This is a genomic window from Streptacidiphilus jeojiensis (genome assembly GCF_042510965.1).
GTDB classification, from domain to species: domain Bacteria; phylum Actinomycetota; class Actinomycetes; order Streptomycetales; family Streptomycetaceae; genus Streptacidiphilus; species Streptacidiphilus jeojiensis.
Genome location: NZ_JBEUKS010000008.1, coordinates 364,860 through 379,625, shown reverse-complemented (window position 1 = coordinate 379,625; position 14,766 = coordinate 364,860). Strand labels below are relative to the sequence as shown.

Annotated in this window: 14 protein-coding genes and 1 riboswitch; of the genes, 8 read left to right on the top strand and 6 right to left on the bottom strand. The window is 71.7% G+C overall.

Annotated elements, in window-relative coordinates; translation table 11 throughout:
• Positions 1–11: 11 nt before the first annotated feature.
• Entirely contained in the window at positions 12–725 is a 714-nt protein-coding gene (locus ABUW04_RS23885; protein ID WP_380566528.1) for a M50 family metallopeptidase, read from the bottom strand.
• Positions 726–860: 135 nt separating this feature from the next.
• On the opposite strand from ABUW04_RS23885, the gene ABUW04_RS23880 reads away from it, so the two are divergent.
• From ABUW04_RS23880 to ABUW04_RS23845, 8 genes are all read left to right on the top strand, one after another.
• A complete protein-coding gene (locus tag ABUW04_RS23880) occupies positions 861–1,622 on the top strand; it encodes an SOS response-associated peptidase (RefSeq protein ID WP_380566527.1) in 762 nt (253 codons plus the stop codon).
• A 117-nt stretch (positions 1,623–1,739) separates the two neighbouring features.
• Complete coding sequence (locus tag ABUW04_RS23875) at positions 1,740–2,630, top strand: sigma-70 family RNA polymerase sigma factor (protein ID WP_084714731.1); 891 nt, start codon at positions 1,740–1,742, stop codon at positions 2,628–2,630.
• Entirely contained in the window at positions 2,627–2,956 is a 330-nt protein-coding gene (rsrA, locus tag ABUW04_RS23870) for a mycothiol system anti-sigma-R factor (RefSeq protein WP_030257504.1), read from the top strand. Before ABUW04_RS23875 ends, rsrA begins: the two co-directional genes overlap by 4 nt.
• Before the next feature lie 222 nt (positions 2,957–3,178).
• The gene (locus ABUW04_RS23865; protein ID WP_380566526.1) at positions 3,179–4,630 is read left to right on the top strand and encodes an HD-GYP domain-containing protein; all 1,452 of its coding nucleotides are present in this window, start codon (positions 3,179–3,181) and stop codon (positions 4,628–4,630) included.
• An 86-nt stretch (positions 4,631–4,716) separates the two neighbouring features.
• The gene (locus tag ABUW04_RS23860) at positions 4,717–5,403 is read left to right on the top strand and encodes an HD-GYP domain-containing protein (protein WP_380566525.1); all 687 of its coding nucleotides are present in this window, start codon (positions 4,717–4,719) and stop codon (positions 5,401–5,403) included.
• Between the two features lie 315 nt (positions 5,404–5,718).
• On the top strand, positions 5,719–6,666 hold the full coding sequence (locus tag ABUW04_RS23855) for a tetratricopeptide repeat protein (RefSeq protein ID WP_030257498.1): 948 nt from the start codon (positions 5,719–5,721) through the stop codon (positions 6,664–6,666).
• A 132-nt stretch (positions 6,667–6,798) separates the two neighbouring features.
• Positions 6,799–7,371 carry a peptide deformylase gene (gene def / locus ABUW04_RS23850; protein WP_232242367.1) on the top strand — a complete coding sequence of 191 codons (573 nt, stop codon included), beginning with the start codon at positions 6,799–6,801 and terminating at the stop codon, positions 7,369–7,371.
• Positions 7,372–7,405: 34 nt separating this feature from the next.
• Complete coding sequence (locus tag ABUW04_RS23845) at positions 7,406–8,026, top strand: vitamin K epoxide reductase family protein (protein ID WP_030257493.1); 621 nt, start codon at positions 7,406–7,408, stop codon at positions 8,024–8,026.
• Positions 8,027–8,037: 11 nt separating this feature from the next.
• Here the strand turns inward: ABUW04_RS23845 and ABUW04_RS23840 are convergent, their stop codons facing one another.
• The 5 genes from ABUW04_RS23840 to ABUW04_RS23820 all read right to left on the bottom strand — a co-directional run bounded on the left by ABUW04_RS23840 (position 8,038) and on the right by ABUW04_RS23820 (position 14,601).
• Positions 8,038–9,051 carry a ribonucleotide-diphosphate reductase subunit beta gene (locus tag ABUW04_RS23840; RefSeq protein WP_030257487.1) on the bottom strand — a complete coding sequence of 338 codons (1,014 nt, stop codon included), beginning with the start codon at positions 9,049–9,051 and terminating at the stop codon, positions 8,038–8,040.
• Positions 9,051–11,408, bottom strand: a complete 2,358-nt coding sequence (locus tag ABUW04_RS23835) for a ribonucleoside-diphosphate reductase subunit alpha (protein WP_380566562.1) — start codon at positions 11,406–11,408, stop codon at positions 9,051–9,053. The genes ABUW04_RS23840 and ABUW04_RS23835 overlap by 1 nt, the downstream gene beginning before the upstream one ends.
• A gap of 157 nt (positions 11,409–11,565) precedes the next feature.
• Positions 11,566–11,684, bottom strand: a riboswitch (cobalamin riboswitch).
• A 108-nt stretch (positions 11,685–11,792) separates the two neighbouring features.
• Complete coding sequence (locus ABUW04_RS23830; RefSeq protein WP_051725700.1) at positions 11,793–12,515, bottom strand: histidine phosphatase family protein; 723 nt, start codon at positions 12,513–12,515, stop codon at positions 11,793–11,795.
• Between the two features lie 164 nt (positions 12,516–12,679).
• Positions 12,680–14,320 (bottom strand): monocarboxylate uptake permease MctP, encoded by a 1,641-nt coding sequence (mctP, locus tag ABUW04_RS23825; protein WP_380566524.1) that lies wholly within the window; start codon positions 14,318–14,320, stop codon positions 12,680–12,682.
• Complete coding sequence (locus tag ABUW04_RS23820; RefSeq protein ID WP_030257477.1) at positions 14,317–14,601, bottom strand: DUF3311 domain-containing protein; 285 nt, start codon at positions 14,599–14,601, stop codon at positions 14,317–14,319. Before ABUW04_RS23820 ends, mctP begins: the two co-directional genes overlap by 4 nt.
• Between the last annotated feature and the right edge of the window lie 165 nt (positions 14,602–14,766).

Sequence of the window (14,766 nt, the reverse complement as noted above, 5' to 3'; positions counted from 1 at the left end):
TATCGGCTCGCTCAGCGGGTGAGCAGCCAGCGGGCTCCGGCGGCCAGGCAGGCCAGGCCGATGATGAAGAACAGGGTCACCCAGAGGAGTGCCGGGGTACGGGTCAGCCGGCCCAACTGGTCCGCGTCGGAGTCGGGCGCTCCGCCGTGCCGGCGCTTGCGCTGCAGCTCGACCACCGGCCGGACGCCGGAGAGCAGCAGGAACCAGACGCTGAGATAGGCGAAGGCGCCCTGGACCTGCTCGCTGCCGAACCAGGACACGGCGAAGCAGATGCCGCCGGTGATCACGACGGTCAGCGCCCCGTAGGCGTTCCTGATCATGACCAGGACCGCGATCAGCAGCACCACCACGGCCCACAGCAGGGCGGTGATGTGGCCGCCGGAGATCAGCCAGGCGCCGCCGAGGCCCAGCAGCGGTGGTGCGGAGTAGCCGGCGGCGGCGGTGAGCACCATGCCGGGGCCGTGCGGCTTGCCGGAGGAGACGGTGAGTCCCGAGGTGTCCGAGTGCAGCCGGATGCCGTGCAGCTTGCGCCGGGTCAGCACGGCGGCCAGGCCGTGGCCGCCCTCGTGCGCGATGGTCACGACATTGCGGGTGTAGTGCCAGCTGAAGCGTGGCCAGACGGCCAGCAGGGCTATGGCCGCCGTCGCCCAGACGATGGGCCCCGACGGGGCGGCCTGGACACCGGTGACCTGGTCCCAGACCTGGCTGATGCTCTGCGGATGCATGGAGTGGAGTGCCTTCGGTGGGCCGTCGACGGACAGGATTCGGAGCGAGAGGTGGAAGCCTCGCACGGAGGGACGCGGAACGGGTAGTCACCGGTTCGGACCACGGCTGTCAGAGACCGGTGGCATGGTTGGGGCATGTGTGGTCGCTATGCGTCGAGTCGTAAGCCGGAGGACCTGGCCGGCCTCTTCGACGTCGCCTCCTGGGACCCGACCGAGGCCCTGGCGCAGAACTGGAACATCGGGCCGACGGACCCGGTGTACGCGGTGCTGGAGCGGGCGCCCAGGGGGGAGAAGGGGGAAGCGGGGACGGTACGGCAGCTGCGGGCGCTGCGCTGGGGCCTGGTGCCCTCCTGGGCGAAGTCGCCCGGGTCGGCCGCGAAGATGATCAACGCCCGGGCCGAGACCGCCCACGAGAAGCCCGCCTACCGCCGCTCCCTGACCGCCCGCCGCTGCCTGCTCCCCGCCGACGGCTACTACGAGTGGTTCACACCCGAGGTCCCCCCGGGTACCCCGAAGTCCCGGGTGCGGAAGCAGCCGTTCTTTATCACCCCCGCCGACGGCTCGGTGATGGCGATGGCCGGCCTCTACGAGTTCTGGCGGAACCGCGACATCCCCTCCGAGGACCCGGCCGCCTGGCTGTGCACCTGCACGGTCGTCACCACCGCCGCCGAGCCCGCGCTGGCCGGCATCCACGACCGGATGCCGCTGGTGCTGCCCCGGGACCGCTGGGACGACTGGCTGGACCCGGGCCTCACCGACCCGGAGGAGGCCCGCGCCCTGCTGGCGCCCCCGCCGCCGGGGCTGATGGAGGCCCGCCCGGTGGGGGCGGCGGTCGGCAACATCCGCAACAACGGTCCGGAACTGACCCGTGAGCTGGAGCCCGACGGACTTTTCTGACCTTTTCTGACGCGTGTGCACTTTTTTTGATGCATGTGCACAGACCCGGGAATGCGCACAGGCCTCTCCCGGTTCACACCATTGTCGGCATCAAAGCGTCAGTGGAAGGCAGTGCTCATGGTTTCAGCCGCATGCCCCGCCCGGTCCGAGGGCGTGGCGAGCTCCGTTCTGTCCTGGCCGCAGTGGCCGGTGGCGGGCGACAAGAGCGCGGGCCCGATAGTCTCCCTTGCGAGCGGGTCCACTCTTGTGGACCGTCCGTTTGTCGCTGAGGAGGTGGGTCCGGTCACCGGGACCGAGGACGAGACGGGGGCCGTGGTCGACCCGAAGCCGGACGACGACTTCGACGGCGACACCTTCAGGGCTGCCGCCGAGGAGACCGAGTCCGAGCGTTCGGCGCGCTTCGAGCGGGACGCCCTGGGCTACCTGGACCAGCTGTACTCCGCCGCGCTGCGGATGACCCGAAACCCGGCCGACGCCGAGGACCTGCTGCAGGAGACGTTCGCCAAGGCGTTCGCCTCCTTCCACCAGTTCCGTGAGGGCACCAACCTCAAGGCGTGGCTGTACCGCATCCTGACCAACACCTTCATCAACTCCTACCGGAAGAAGCAGCGCGAGCCGCAGCGGACCGGCGCGGAGGAGATCGAGGACTGGCAGCTGGCGCGCGCCGAGTCGCACATGTCGACCGGTCTGCGCTCCGCCGAGACGGTGGCGCTGGACCACCTCCCGGACAGCGACGTGAAGGACGCGCTGCAGTCGATTCCGGAGGAGTTCCGGATCGCCGTGTATCTCGCGGACGTCGAGGGCTTCGCCTACAAGGAGATTGCCGACATCATGGGGACACCCATCGGTACGGTGATGTCCCGTCTCCACCGCGGTCGCCGCCAGTTGCGCGACCTGCTGGAGGACTACGCCCGCGACCGTGGGCTGGTCCCGGCCGGCAGCGGTGCCGGGACCGGTACTCCCATTCTCCGGGGCGTGCAGGACCAGGCGAAAGGCTCGGGCTCATGAGCTGCGGCAACCACCACGACACCGCGTGCGGTGAGGTGCTCGATCATCTGTACGAGTACCTCGACAACGAGATGGGCGAGGGGGACTGCGCCAAGCTGAAGCAGCACTTCGACGAGTGCTCCCCGTGCCTCGCGCAGTACGGCCTGGAACAGGCCATCAAGGCGCTGGTCAAGCGCTCCTGCTGCGACACCGCCCCGTCCGACCTGCGCGGCAAGGTGCTCGCGCGGATCGAGCAGATCCGCGCCGGGGTCCCGGTCCAGGGCGACCTGGTCGGGGACGACCCGGTGGGCGCCGGCGCGGCGCCGGCGGAGGCCGAGAGTCGCTGACGCTGCGTCACAAAAAGGTAGGCATGAATTCGTGGCCCCGGGGCTTGATCCCCCGGGGCCACGGGTATTGACGGGGCGAATCACAGATGCGTCACCTGATCGTGTGAGTCTGCCTCCGCCGAACGCGGCAGTACCGTTGAAGGCCGGTTATGACGGGTTCGGGGACATATCCTCCGTGACGGGTACCGGACGAGCGCGGAGGCCGAGATCTCTACCGCAGCAGTGGAGCAGCGCCGCCGCGCGCTTCCGACCGTCGCCCGGGCGTACGTCGCCCTGGTGCTGGCGGCGGCGCTCGGCTGTGTGCTGCCCGCGCTGCCGCAGGTGCGGACGGCCGAGGCCTGGTCCCGGGTCGCCGTGCTCGCGCTGCTCTTCCTGGGCTGCGACATCACCGCCCGCAACGCCGGCGAGGGGGAGGAGGGGGTCGCCCCCGCGGCGCACTTCCCGGTGCTGCTCGCGGGCGTGGTGCTGCTGCCGCCCGCCGCCGCCGCGCTGGTCGCGCTCCCCGGGACGCTGCTCGCGCCCGCCGCGCCGCCGCGGGCGGTCCGCAGGTGCTGGAACGCGGCCCAGCTGGGCCTGTCCGCCTTCGTCGCCTCCTGCGTGTTCCGGGCGCTGGACGGCCACCGGCTGCTGATGGGGGTCCGGCTGCCGGCCCTGCTGCTGCCCGCCGGGGTGGCCGCGCTGGCCTTCTGCCTGGTCAACGGGGCGCTGATGGCGGGCATCCTGGCGGCGGCGGAGCCCGGGGGACGGCGCCGGCACTGGTACCGGAGCCTGCTGCACTCCCCGCTCCCGGCCTTCGGCCACGGCCTGGTCGGACTGATGATGGCGGTGCTCTGGGAGGGTCCCTACGGCGCCTTCGCCGGGGTGCTGGCGCTGCTGCCGCTGGGCGTCTCCAGCTGGATGGCGGCGCAGTCGCAGCGGGAGCGGGCGGCGCATCAGGCGACCGTGCGCGCGCTGGTGCAGGCGGTCGAGATCAAGGACGGCTACACCCGCGGCCACAGCGAACGGGTGGGCCACGCCGCCGTCCTGATGGCGGGTGAGCTGGGGATGGGCACCGAGCGGGTGGCCTCGCTGCGGGTCGCCGGCACCCTGCACGACGTCGGCAAGCTGGGGGTGCCGACCCGGCTGCTGCGCAAGAGCGGGCCGCTGACCGACGAGGAGTACCGGCAGGTGGTGCTGCATCCCGAGTACGGCCACGAACTGGTCCGCGGGATCGGCTTCCTGGGCGAGGCCCGCGCCGGGATCCTGCACCACCACGAGCGGATGGACGGACGCGGCTACCCGCACGGCCTGGCCGGGGCGGAGATCCCCGAGTTCGCCCGGGTGATCGCGGTCGCCGACGCCTTCGACTCGATGACCTCCACCCGCTCCTACCGGCGCGGCCGGCCGGTCGCCGAGGCGCTGGCCGAGCTGGAGCGGTGCGCGGGCAGCCAGTTCGACCCGGCGATGGTGACCGCGCTGGTCCGGGCGCTGGAACGGACCCGCTGGCAGCCGACGCTGCTGGGGCACGAGGGCGACGAGCAGGCCCCGGAGGTGCCGCTGGGCGCCCGCGAGCCGCTGCCGCGGGTGCCCGCACCCGCCGCGGGGGCGGCGTTCTCAGGGGTGCGGGGCGCGGGGCGCGTGGGTGGCGGTGCGGGCGGGCGCACGCCGCCGGCGTCGCCGTGGTGGCGGCGGTGACCGGGCGGGGGCCCGGGTCAGCGGAGCCGGAAGGCCCGGCGGGGGCGGTAGGGCCGGTGCTGGGGGCCTCCCGGGGGGTTGCCGTGGTGCGGGTGGTGCATGCGGTGGTGGCGGTGGTCTGCGTCGGTCTGGCGGTGCGTGAGGCGGGCTGGTGGGCGCTGCCGCTGTTCTCGCTGCCGCTGCTGCTCAGCCAGCTGTCCTTCCGCCGCTACCGGGCGATCCGGGCCACCCGCGGGCAGACCGTGGCCTCGCTGGCCCGCTCCACCGAGGTGGCCGGATACACCCTCCCCGGGCACGCCCGCCGGGTCGCCGACCTGGCCTCCGGGATCGGGCGCGAACTCGGTCTCGGGGCAAAGGAACTGGAACTGCTGGAATGCGCCGCGCTGATGCACGACATCGGCCAGCTCTCGCTGGTCGACCCGGTCCCCGGCGGGGCCACCGCGCTGCTTCCGCTGCCGGAGCAGCGCCGGATCGGCAGGCTGGGCAGTGAGGTGATCCGGCAGACCGGCGTACCGCCGGAGGTCGCCGAGATCGTGGCGGCGATCCCGGAGCCGTACCGCCGCGAGGACGGCAGCCGGGACCCCGCACTGCCGCGCGCCGCCGCCATCATCCGGGTCGCCAACGCCTTCGACGACCTCGGCTGTGACGGAGGGGGCAGGGAGCAGCACGAGGAGGTGGTGGAGCAGCTGCGACGGAACACCGCCCGTGAGTACGAACCGCACGCGGTGGAGGCATTGGCACGGGTGTGCCTGCGCGAACCGGCCGATCCATAGCACCTCCGGGGGTGAATCCGCAGGTGCGGAGTGGAGCGGGCCCCAGTCGTGGTTGGATGCAGCAGAAGGGCGGGCAGCGGGCGTGTGGTGCGCCGCCCAGTGGGCATGGAGTCGATGACGGACGTCGGGCCGCAAGGGCGGACGGCTGCGCATGGCGTCGGGGCGCGGGGGGACGTAGCGTGCATCCGGGGGCAGCAGCATCGGGCCCCACCGTTCACAGCGCCATCGTCCCTTGCGCCGTCGCAGGGGAAGAGCACCGCACCGAAGGAACCCAGCCCGGACCGCCGGGTGGAATCGGACAAGTGGCAGGCCGAGGTGAAGATCTTCAATCGGGCACGGCAGAGGCCGTCCGCCAGCTGGCGGCAGACGACCGACCGGGCCTTCACGCTCATGGGCAACGGACGCTTCGAGGACGCGGGCGCCCTGCTGGTCCGGGCCGCCGATCTCGAGCCCTGGCTCTCCGACTCCTGGTTCAACCTGGCGCTGCTGCACAAGTTCCGCAGGGACTGGGAGCAGGCGCGCGCCGCCGGCCTGCGCGCCGTGGCCCTGCTGGACCGCAACCCCGGTGCCCCCGACTGGTGGAACCTGGGCATCGCCGCCACCGCGCTGCAGGACTGGGCGCTGGCCCGGCGCTGCTGGCAGGCCTACGGACTGCGGCTGGCGCCCGGCGAGGGGCCGGTCAGCCTGGACTACGGCACCACCCCGGTGCGGCTCTCCCCGGAGGGCGAGTCCGAGGTGGTCTGGGGCCGCCGGCTGGACCCGGCCCGGGTCGAGGTGCTCTCCATCCCGCTGCCCTCCTCCGGACGGCGCTGGGGCGAGGTGGTGCTGCACGACGGCAGCCCGCACGGCGAACGGGTGGCCGGCGGCGTCCCGTACCCGGTGTTCGACGAGATCGAGCTGTGGGCGCCGTCCCCGGTACCGACGTACGTGGTGCTGCTGCAGGCCGAGACCGAGGCCGATCGGGACGCCCTGGAGCGGCTGGTCTCCGAGGCCGGCTACGCGGCCGAGGACTGGACCTCGTCGGTGCGGCTGCTCTGCCGGGACTGCTCGGAGAGCCGGATGCCGGCCGACGACGGCCACAGCGAGCACCACGACCCGCACGACGACGGGCACCTCAGCCACCGCAGCGCGGGGGCGCTGTGGATCCCGGAGCGGGAGTGCGGGGTGGCCGCGCCCAGCGGGGTGGTCCGCACCCTGCTGGACCGCTGGGTGGCCGGGAACCGGTCCGGGCGGGCCTACCGGGATCTTGAAGAGGTCTGCTGAGGCCCGCAGCCCGTACCCTGGTGGCTGACCCCGGTACGGACTGAAGGCGAGCGCATGTCGGAGCAGCAGGTCGAGGCGGTACGGAGCGACCAGGAACAGGGCGAGGAGCAGGTCGAGGAGCAGCGGGCCCCGATGACGGTGATCGGCGAGGAGCCGGACACCAGCCGGGGCTCGGTGCGCCCGATCACCGTCGTCGGCAACCCGGTGCTGCACCGCCCGTGCGAGACGGTCAGCGAGTTCGGCGCGGAGCTGTCCGCGCTGATCGACGACATGTTCGTGACCATGTACGGGGCCGACGGCGTCGGCCTGGCGGCCAATCAGATCGGGGTGGCCCAGCGGGTGTTCGTCTACGACTGCCCGGACGACGACGGCGTGCGCCACGTCGGCGTGGTGGTCAACCCGGTGCTGGACGAACTCGACCCGGCGCGCCGCACCCTGGACGAGTCCGCCGAGGGCTGCCTCTCCGTCCCCGGCGCCTACGCGGACCTGGCCCGCCCCGACTACGCGGTGGTGCGCGGCCAGGACAAGGACGGTCAGGACGTCGTCGTCGAGGGCACCGGCTTCTTCGCCCGCTGCCTCCAGCACGAGACCGACCACCTGAACGGCTACCTCTACATCGACCGGCTGTCCAAGCGCGACCGCAAGGACGCGCTGCGGCAGATGGCGGAGCTCACGCCCCGCTACGAGGTCCAGCCCAATGACTGAGCGGCGGAAGCGCCGGTAGGTGATGCTGGGAGGCATGAACGACGACGCCGACCAGGACGGGACGGGCATCGGTGCGGGCCGGGCGATGACCTGGTTCCTGGTGGTCACCGGGGTGCTGGGCTTCATCGCCTCCTTCACGCTGACCTACGAGCGCTTCAAGCTGCTCACCGACCCCGGCTACAAGCCGAGCTGCAGCATCAACCCCATCATCAGCTGCGGCAATGTGATGACCACCTCGCAGGCGGCGGTCTTCGGCTTCCCCAACCCGCTGATGGGCATCGCCGGCTTCGCGGTGGTGCTGGCCGTCGGCGCGGGCCTGCTGGCCGGCGCGCGCTACCGGACGTGGTTCTGGGCCGGGCTGCAGCTGGGGGTCACCCTGGGGCTGGTGCTGATCTGCTGGCTGATCACCCAGTCGCTCTACAGCATCGGGGCGCTCTGCCCGTACTGCATGGTGGTCTGGGTGATCATCTTCCCGATGTTCTGGTACGTCACCCTGCACAACCTGAAGCACCGCGTCCTGCCCTTCCCCGAGCGCTGGCGGGAGGGGCTGGACGCGGTGCTGACGCTGCACTGGTTCGGGCCGCTGCTGTGGTACCTGGTGGTCGGCGGGATGGTGCTGATCAGGTTCTGGTCGTACTGGAAGACGCTGCTCTAGAACATGCCGCTCTAGAAGTCGTCGTCGAAGGAGACCGAGCCCTCCACGGCGACCTGGTAGGCGGAGACCCGGCGCTCGAAGAAGTTGGTGAGCTCCTGGACGCCCTGGAGCTCCATGAAGCCGAAGGGGTTCTCCGAGCCGTAGCGGACCGGCAGGCCCAGCCGGGCCAGCCGCTGGTCGGCCACGCACTGCAGGTACTCGCGCATGGACTCGGTGTTCATGCCCGGCAGGCCGTCCCCGCAGAGGTCGCGGGCGAACTGCAGCTCGGCCTCGACGGCCTCCTCCAGCATGGCGGTGACCTGCTTGCCGAGATCCTCGTCCCAGAGGTCGGGCTCCTCGGCGCGGACGGTGTCCACCACCTGGAAGGCGAAGTCCATGTGCATGGACTCGTCGCGGAACACCCAGTTGGTGCCGGTCGCCAGGCCGTGCAGCAGGCCGCGGCTGCGGAACCAGTACACGTAGGCGAAGGCGCCGTAGAAGAACAGGCCCTCGATGCAGGCGGCGAAGCAGATCAGGTTGAGCAGGAAGCGGCGCCGGTCCGCCTTGGTCTGCAGGCTGTCGAGCTGCTCCACCTGGTCCATCCAGCGGAAGCAGAACTGCGCCTTCTCGCGGATCGAGGGGATGTTCTCCACGGCCGCGAAGGCCGCGTTGCGGTCCTCCGGGTCGGGCAGGTAGGTGTCCAGCAGGGTCAGGTAGAACTGGACGTGGACGGCCTCCTCGAACAGCTGGCGGGAGAGGTAGAGCCGGGCCTCGGGCGAGTTGATGTGCTTGTAGAGGGTCAGCACCAGGTTGTTGGACACGATGGAGTCGCCGGTCGCGAAGAAGGCGACCAGCCGGCCCAGCATGTGCCGTTCGTCCGCGCTGAGCTTGGGCAGGTCGGCGACGTCGGAGACCAGGTCCACCTCCTCCACGGTCCAGGTGTTCTTGATGGCGTTGCGGTAGTGCTCGTAGAAGTCCGGGTAGCGCATCGGACGGAGCGTCAGTTCGAAGCCCGGGTCGAGAAGATTCTTTTCGGTGGAGCTCATTACTGGCAGGCCTCGCAGGACTCGGGGTTCTCCAGGGAGCAGGCGATGACCGCCTCTTCCTCGATGACGGGGACGACAGGCGCTGCCGCCGCGGCCCGGGCGATCCGGGTCGCCGGGCGGGAGCGCAGGTAGTAGGTGGTCTTCAGGCCGACCTTCCAGGCGTACGCGTACATCGAGCTGAGCTTGCCGATGGTGGGCGAGGCCAGGAACAGGTTCAGCGACTGGCTCTGGTCCAGGTAGGGCATCCGGGCCGCGGCCAGGTCGATCAGGGCGCGCTGCGGCAGCTCCCAGGCGGTGCGGTAGAGCGAGGCCAGGTCGGCGGGCAGGCCGGGGATGTCCAGGGCGCTGCCGTTGGACGCCCGCAGCGACTCCCGGGTCTCCGCGTTCCACAGCCCGCGGGCCTTGAGGTCGGCCACCAGGTAGGGGTTGACCTGCAGGAACTCCCCGCTCAGGGTCTCCCGCTTGAAGAGGTTGGAGACCTGCGGCTCGATGCACTCGTAGACGCCGGCGATGGAGGCGATGGTGGCGGTGGGCGCGATGGCCAGCAGCAGCGAGTTGCGCAGGCCGGTTGCGGCGATCCGGGCGCGCAGCGCGTCCCAGCGCTCGGGCCAGGTCGGTTCGGTGGAGAAGTGGTCGATGTGCAGCTGGCCGCGGGCGGCGCGGGTCTCCTCGTAGGCGACGTGGCGGCCCAGCCGCTCGGCCAGGTCGGCGCTGGTCTCGTAGGCGGCCAGCATGATCCGCTCGGAGATCCTGGTGGACAGCGCCTTGGCCTCGGCGGAGTCGAAGTCCAGCCGGAGCCTGAAGAAGACGTCCTGAAGGCCCATCACACCCAGGCCGACCGGGCGCCAGCGGGCGTTGGACGCGCCGGCCTCGGGGGTCGGGTAGAAGTTGATGTCGACGACCCGGTCCAGGAAGGTCACCGCGGTGCGGACGGTGGCGTCCAGCCGGTCCCAGTCCATCTCGCCGTCGGCGCCCAGGTGCGCGCCCAGGTTGACCGAGCCGAGGTTGCAGACGGCGGTCTCGCTGTCGTCGGTGACCTCCAGGATCTCGGTGCAGAGGTTGGAGGAGTGGACCGTGCGGCCGGGCAGCGCGGTCTGGTTGGCGGCGCGGTTGGAGGCGTCCTTGAAGGTCATCCAGCCGTTGCCGGTCTGCGCCAGGGTGCGCATCATCCGGGCGTACAGGGTGCGGGCCGGGATGGTGCGGATGGCCAGGCCGGCCGCCTCGGCCTTGGCGTAGGCGGCGTCGAACTCGGCGCCCCACAGGTCGACCAGCTCGGGCACGTCGCCGGGGGAGAACAGCGACCACTCGGTGTCGGCGTCGACCCGGCGCATGAACTCGTCCGGGATCCAGTGCGCCAGGTTGAGGTTGTGGGTGCGCCGGGCCTCCTCGCCGGTGTTGTCGCGCAGCTCCAGGAACTCCTCGATGTCCGCGTGCCAGGTCTCCAGGTAGACGCAGGCCGCGCCCTTGCGCCGGCCGCCCTGGTTCACCGCCGCGACCGAGGAGTCCAGGGTGCGCAGGAACGGCACGATGCCGTTGGACTGGCCGTTGGTGCCGCGGATCAGGCTGCCGCGGGAGCGGATCCGGCTGTAGGAGAGGCCGATGCCGCCGGCGTGCTTGCTGAGCCGGGCGATCTGGGCGTAGCGCTGGTAGATCGAGTCCAGCTCGTCCAGCGGGGAGTCCAGCAGGTAGCAGGAGGACATCTGCGGGTGCCGGGTGCCGGAGTTGAACAGGGTGGGGGAGGAGGGCAGGTACTCCAGCCGGCTCATCAGCGCGTAGAGCGAGGCCACCTCCGCCACCGACGCGGCGTCTCCTCCGACCTGCAGCCCGGACGCCACCCGCAGCATGAAGTGCTGCGGGGTCTCGATCACCTGACGGGTGATCGGGTGGCGCAGCAGGTAGCGGGAGTAGAGGGTGCGCAGGCCGAAGTACTCGAAGCGGTCGTCGGCGGAGACGTCGACCACCGCGTCCAGGGCGGCGGCGTGCTCGGCGACGAAGGCGGCGGTGGCGTCGCCGACCAGGCCCTCGCGGTGGCCGACCGCGATGGAGGCGGCGAAGCAGGTCGCGCCCTGGCCGGCGGCCTCCTCGCGGATCTCCTCGGCGAGCAGTCGGGCGGCCAGCCGGGAGTACTCCGGGTCCTCGGCGATCAGCGCGGCCGAGGCCTCGACGGCCAGGCCGCGGAGTTCGGCGTAGTCGGAGACGGAGCTGCGGCCGCGCAGCGCCGCCGCGGCGACCCGGCCGGGGTCGACGCTGGCGAGGTCGGTGGACCGCTCGGTGAGGGTGCGCAGCAGGGCAGCTCCGGGGCCGTCGCCCGGCACCGGCCGGGGGACGGCGGTCTGCTGGGGGACTGTCGTGTCGATCACTGTCACTGTGCGCTCCTCGTTGGCGGCCGGTCGGCGGCGGGCCGGCGGCTGGAGGAGCGGGGGCGCATCCGGGCATGCGAAGGCAGCACGGAGCGCGTCCCCGGCCCACCCGCGAGGCCCGGACGTGCAGCGCTCCGGGCGCGGCGGAAGGGCAGCGCGGAGCGCGCTGTCGGCAGGTACTCGGACTCGCGGCAGAAGCCGCTCACCGCTGCGGGGCAGTCCCGGAATCGCACCGGGTTCCCCTGCGTCGACAGCGAGAGTGAGCATACATGTAGGGGTGCTTTCTCGAAGCACCCCTACATGTTGTGTCGCGCAGGATCGCTCTCGGTAGTGAGCCCGACCGCTTGGGTCATCCGCGGCGGGGTGCCGGCGGCGTGGCGGTCAGTCCAGGCCGAGGTGCGCCACGGTGTTGTAGCAGTCCAGTTTGAGCTGGCCCGAGGAGGTCCGGGACCAGCGGGTGATCGAGGCGTTGCCGACGGCGCCCTCGCGCTCCAGGGCGAGGTAGGCCTCCTCGTCCAGGTCGTCCAGGATGTGACGCAGCATCACCACCACCGCGTCATGGGCCACCAGCAGCACCCGACGGGACGCCTCGGTCTCGTAGAGGTCGCGCAGCAGGCTGCGCAGCCGCAGCGCGACGTCGGCCAGCGACTCGCCGCCCGGGGGCCGCCAGCGCAGCTCGCCGAGCCGGCGGCGGCGGGCCGCCTCCTCGGGGTGGTGCAGCTCGATGGCCGCCTTGGTGACCATCTCCAGGATGCCCAGCTCGCGGTCGCGCAGCCGCTCGTCGGTGCGCACCACCGGGAGCGGCAGCCCGGCCCGGTCCAGCTCGACCAGGACCAGCTCCGCCGTCTCCTGGGCCCGGAGGTACGGGGAGACCCACACGCTGTGCGGCAGCGGGCCGTCGGCGCGGGAGGCCAGCCAGCGGCCCAGGGCGGTCGCCTGGGCCCGGCCCAGCGTGGTGAGCGAGAGGTCGGCGTCGCGGCAGGTGATGCCGGTGTCCAGGGCGCCGACGGCTTCCGCGGCGGCGAACGCCTCGTTGGCGGTGGACTGTCCGTGCCGGGTGACGGTCAGCGAGAGCGGGCGGGGCGGGACGGGAACGGATTCCACGGGTCGGTCGGACCCGGATTCGGACGGGCTGAGGTGGTGGTCGGTGAGCTCCACGAGTCCCCCTGAGCGGTTCTTCGGCCCGGCCCGGCGCGGGACTGCGCACGGGCCGCCGGTCCCAGTGTGCGGGAGCGGCGGCCCGTGCAGGGGGCGCAAAGGGGGTGAATTCAGGGCGCGGAAGGAGTGATCTCCGGCGTGAGCGGGGCCAGCGGCGCGCTCTCGACCAGGTAGTCGCCGGGGACCGTCTCGTCCGGCAGCTCCCGCGGCTTGGCCGCCCTGACCGCCAGGGTGAGCACCACCGAGACGGCGAGGTTCAGCACGAAGGCGGTCACCCCGATGTAGCCGATCTGGCCGATGACCGGGATGTTGGCGGCGCTGCCGCCGAAGTGCGAGTGCGGCTTGCCGGCCGCCGCGACGTTGTAGGCCTCGTACGTCCCGTATGCCATCCCGGCGGCCCAGCCGGCCAGCAACGCCCAGTGGTTGAACCAGCGCGAGAACAGACCCGCGACGATCGCCGGGAAGGTCTGCAGGATCCAGATGCCGCCCAGCAGCTGCAGGTTGATGGAGAACTGCTTGTCGATGCCGAGGACGAAGCCCAGCGCGCCCAGCTTCACCACCAGCGAGACGATCTTGGCGACCGCGGTCTCCTGCGCCGGGGTGGCGTCGGGCTTGAAGTACTCGCGGTAGATGTTGCGGGTGAACAGGTTGGCCGCGGCGATCGACATGATCGCGGCCGGGACCAGGGCGCCGATGCCGACGGCCGCGAAGGCCACCCCGGCGAACCAGGACGGGAACATCTGCTGGAACAGCTCCGGGACGGCCAGCTGGGCGTTGAAGCCCTTCACGCCCTTGCCCACGCCGGCCGAGATCGCCATGAAGCCCAGCAGCGACAGCAGGCCCAGCATCAGCGAGTAGGCCGGCAGCACGGCGAGGTTGCGGCGGACCGTGGTGCGGCTCTTGGCCGCCAGCACGCCGGTGGCCGAGTGCGGGTACATGAACAGCGCCATCGCCGAGCCGAGCGCCAGCGTGGCGTAGGACCACTGCGCCTTGGGGCCGGTGATCAGCGAGCCCTTGGGCTTGCCGGTGGCCGGGCTGGTCTGCGCCAGCGAGGTGGCGGCGTCGTGGAAGATGTGGCCGTAGCCGCCGAGGCGGATCGGGATGTAGATCACCGCCACGATCACCACGATGTAGACCAGGGTGTCCTTGACGAAGGCGATCAGCGCCGGGGCGCGCAGCCCGGACGAGTAGGTGTAGGCGGCCAGCACCGCGAAGGCGATCAGCAGCGGCAGGTCCTTGCCGAAGCCGCTGGACCCGCCGATGCCCATGGTGTCCAGCACCGCCTGGATGCCGACCAGCTGCAGCGCGATGTAGGGCATGGTGGCCAGGATGCCGGTGAGCGCCACGGCCAGCGCCAGGCTGCGGGAGCCGTAACGGCCGCGGGCGAAGTCGGCCAGGGTGACGTAGCCCTTGCTGCGCGCCACCGACCACAGCCGGGGCAGGAACAGGAAGACCAGCGGCCAGACCAGGATGGTGTACGGGACCGCGTAGAAGCCGGCCGCGCCGGCGCCGTAGACCAGGGCGGGGACGGCGATGAAGGTGTACGCCGTGTACAGGTCCCCGCCGAGCAGGAACCAGCTGACGACCGTGCCGAAGCCGCGGCCGCCCAGCCCCCACTCGTCCAGGTGCAGCGCGTTCTCGGCGCGGCGCCAGCGCGAGGCCACGAAGCCGACCCCGGTGACGGCCACGAACAGGATCAGGAAGACGGTCAGCGAGACGGCGTTGGTGCCGCCGGAGGCCAGTCGGATCATGACGGCTCACGCTCCGTCAGCAGCGCCCTGCGGGACGCCTCCTCACGGCGGATCAGGACGAAGACCGCGGCGGTGAACAGCGCCGAGACGATCACCCAGGCCAGCTGGTACCAGTAGAAGAAGGGGATCCCGATGAACGTCGGGGTGAGCCGGGAGTAGGAGCTGACCCAGAGCAGCGCCACGAAGGGCACTCCCAGCAGGAAGGCGCAGACCACCCGGGTCGGGGTGACCAGCGGCAGGTGGGGCGGGGGTGGTGCGGGCGGTGTCGCGGGCTCGGCCATGGGTGCGGCTCCGGAGGCAGGCCGACGGCGCGCGCGAGGACGGCCCTCCCCCAGGCGCCACCGGAATCGGACAGGTGACCAGACGGAATGTAGACCGTTGATCGGTCCACGTCACGGGTGGATACACAGATTGTCGGCCTGCGGTGGTGGGCAGAGGGCGCGCAG

Bases quoted from the DNA above. Each gene is read 5' to 3' on its own strand.
- ABUW04_RS23885 (WP_380566528.1), bottom strand. From the start codon at position 725: ATGCATCCGCAGAGCATCAGCCAGGTCTGGGACCAGGTCACCGGTGTC.
- mctP (WP_380566524.1), bottom strand. From the start codon at position 14,320: ATGATCCGACTGGCCTCCGGCGGCACCAACGCCGTCTCGCTGACCGTC.
- ABUW04_RS23875 (WP_084714731.1), top strand. From the start codon at position 1,740: ATGGTTTCAGCCGCATGCCCCGCCCGGTCCGAGGGCGTGGCGAGCTCC.
- ABUW04_RS23845 (WP_030257493.1), top strand. From the start codon at position 7,406: ATGAACGACGACGCCGACCAGGACGGGACGGGCATCGGTGCGGGCCGG.
- ABUW04_RS23820 (WP_030257477.1), bottom strand. From the start codon at position 14,601: ATGGCCGAGCCCGCGACACCGCCCGCACCACCCCCGCCCCACCTGCCG.
- def (WP_232242367.1), top strand. From the start codon at position 6,799: ATGACGGTGATCGGCGAGGAGCCGGACACCAGCCGGGGCTCGGTGCGC.
- ABUW04_RS23840 (WP_030257487.1), bottom strand. From the start codon at position 9,051: ATGAGCTCCACCGAAAAGAATCTTCTCGACCCGGGCTTCGAACTGACG.
- ABUW04_RS23880 (WP_380566527.1), top strand. From the start codon at position 861: ATGTGTGGTCGCTATGCGTCGAGTCGTAAGCCGGAGGACCTGGCCGGC.
- rsrA (WP_030257504.1), top strand. From the start codon at position 2,627: ATGAGCTGCGGCAACCACCACGACACCGCGTGCGGTGAGGTGCTCGAT.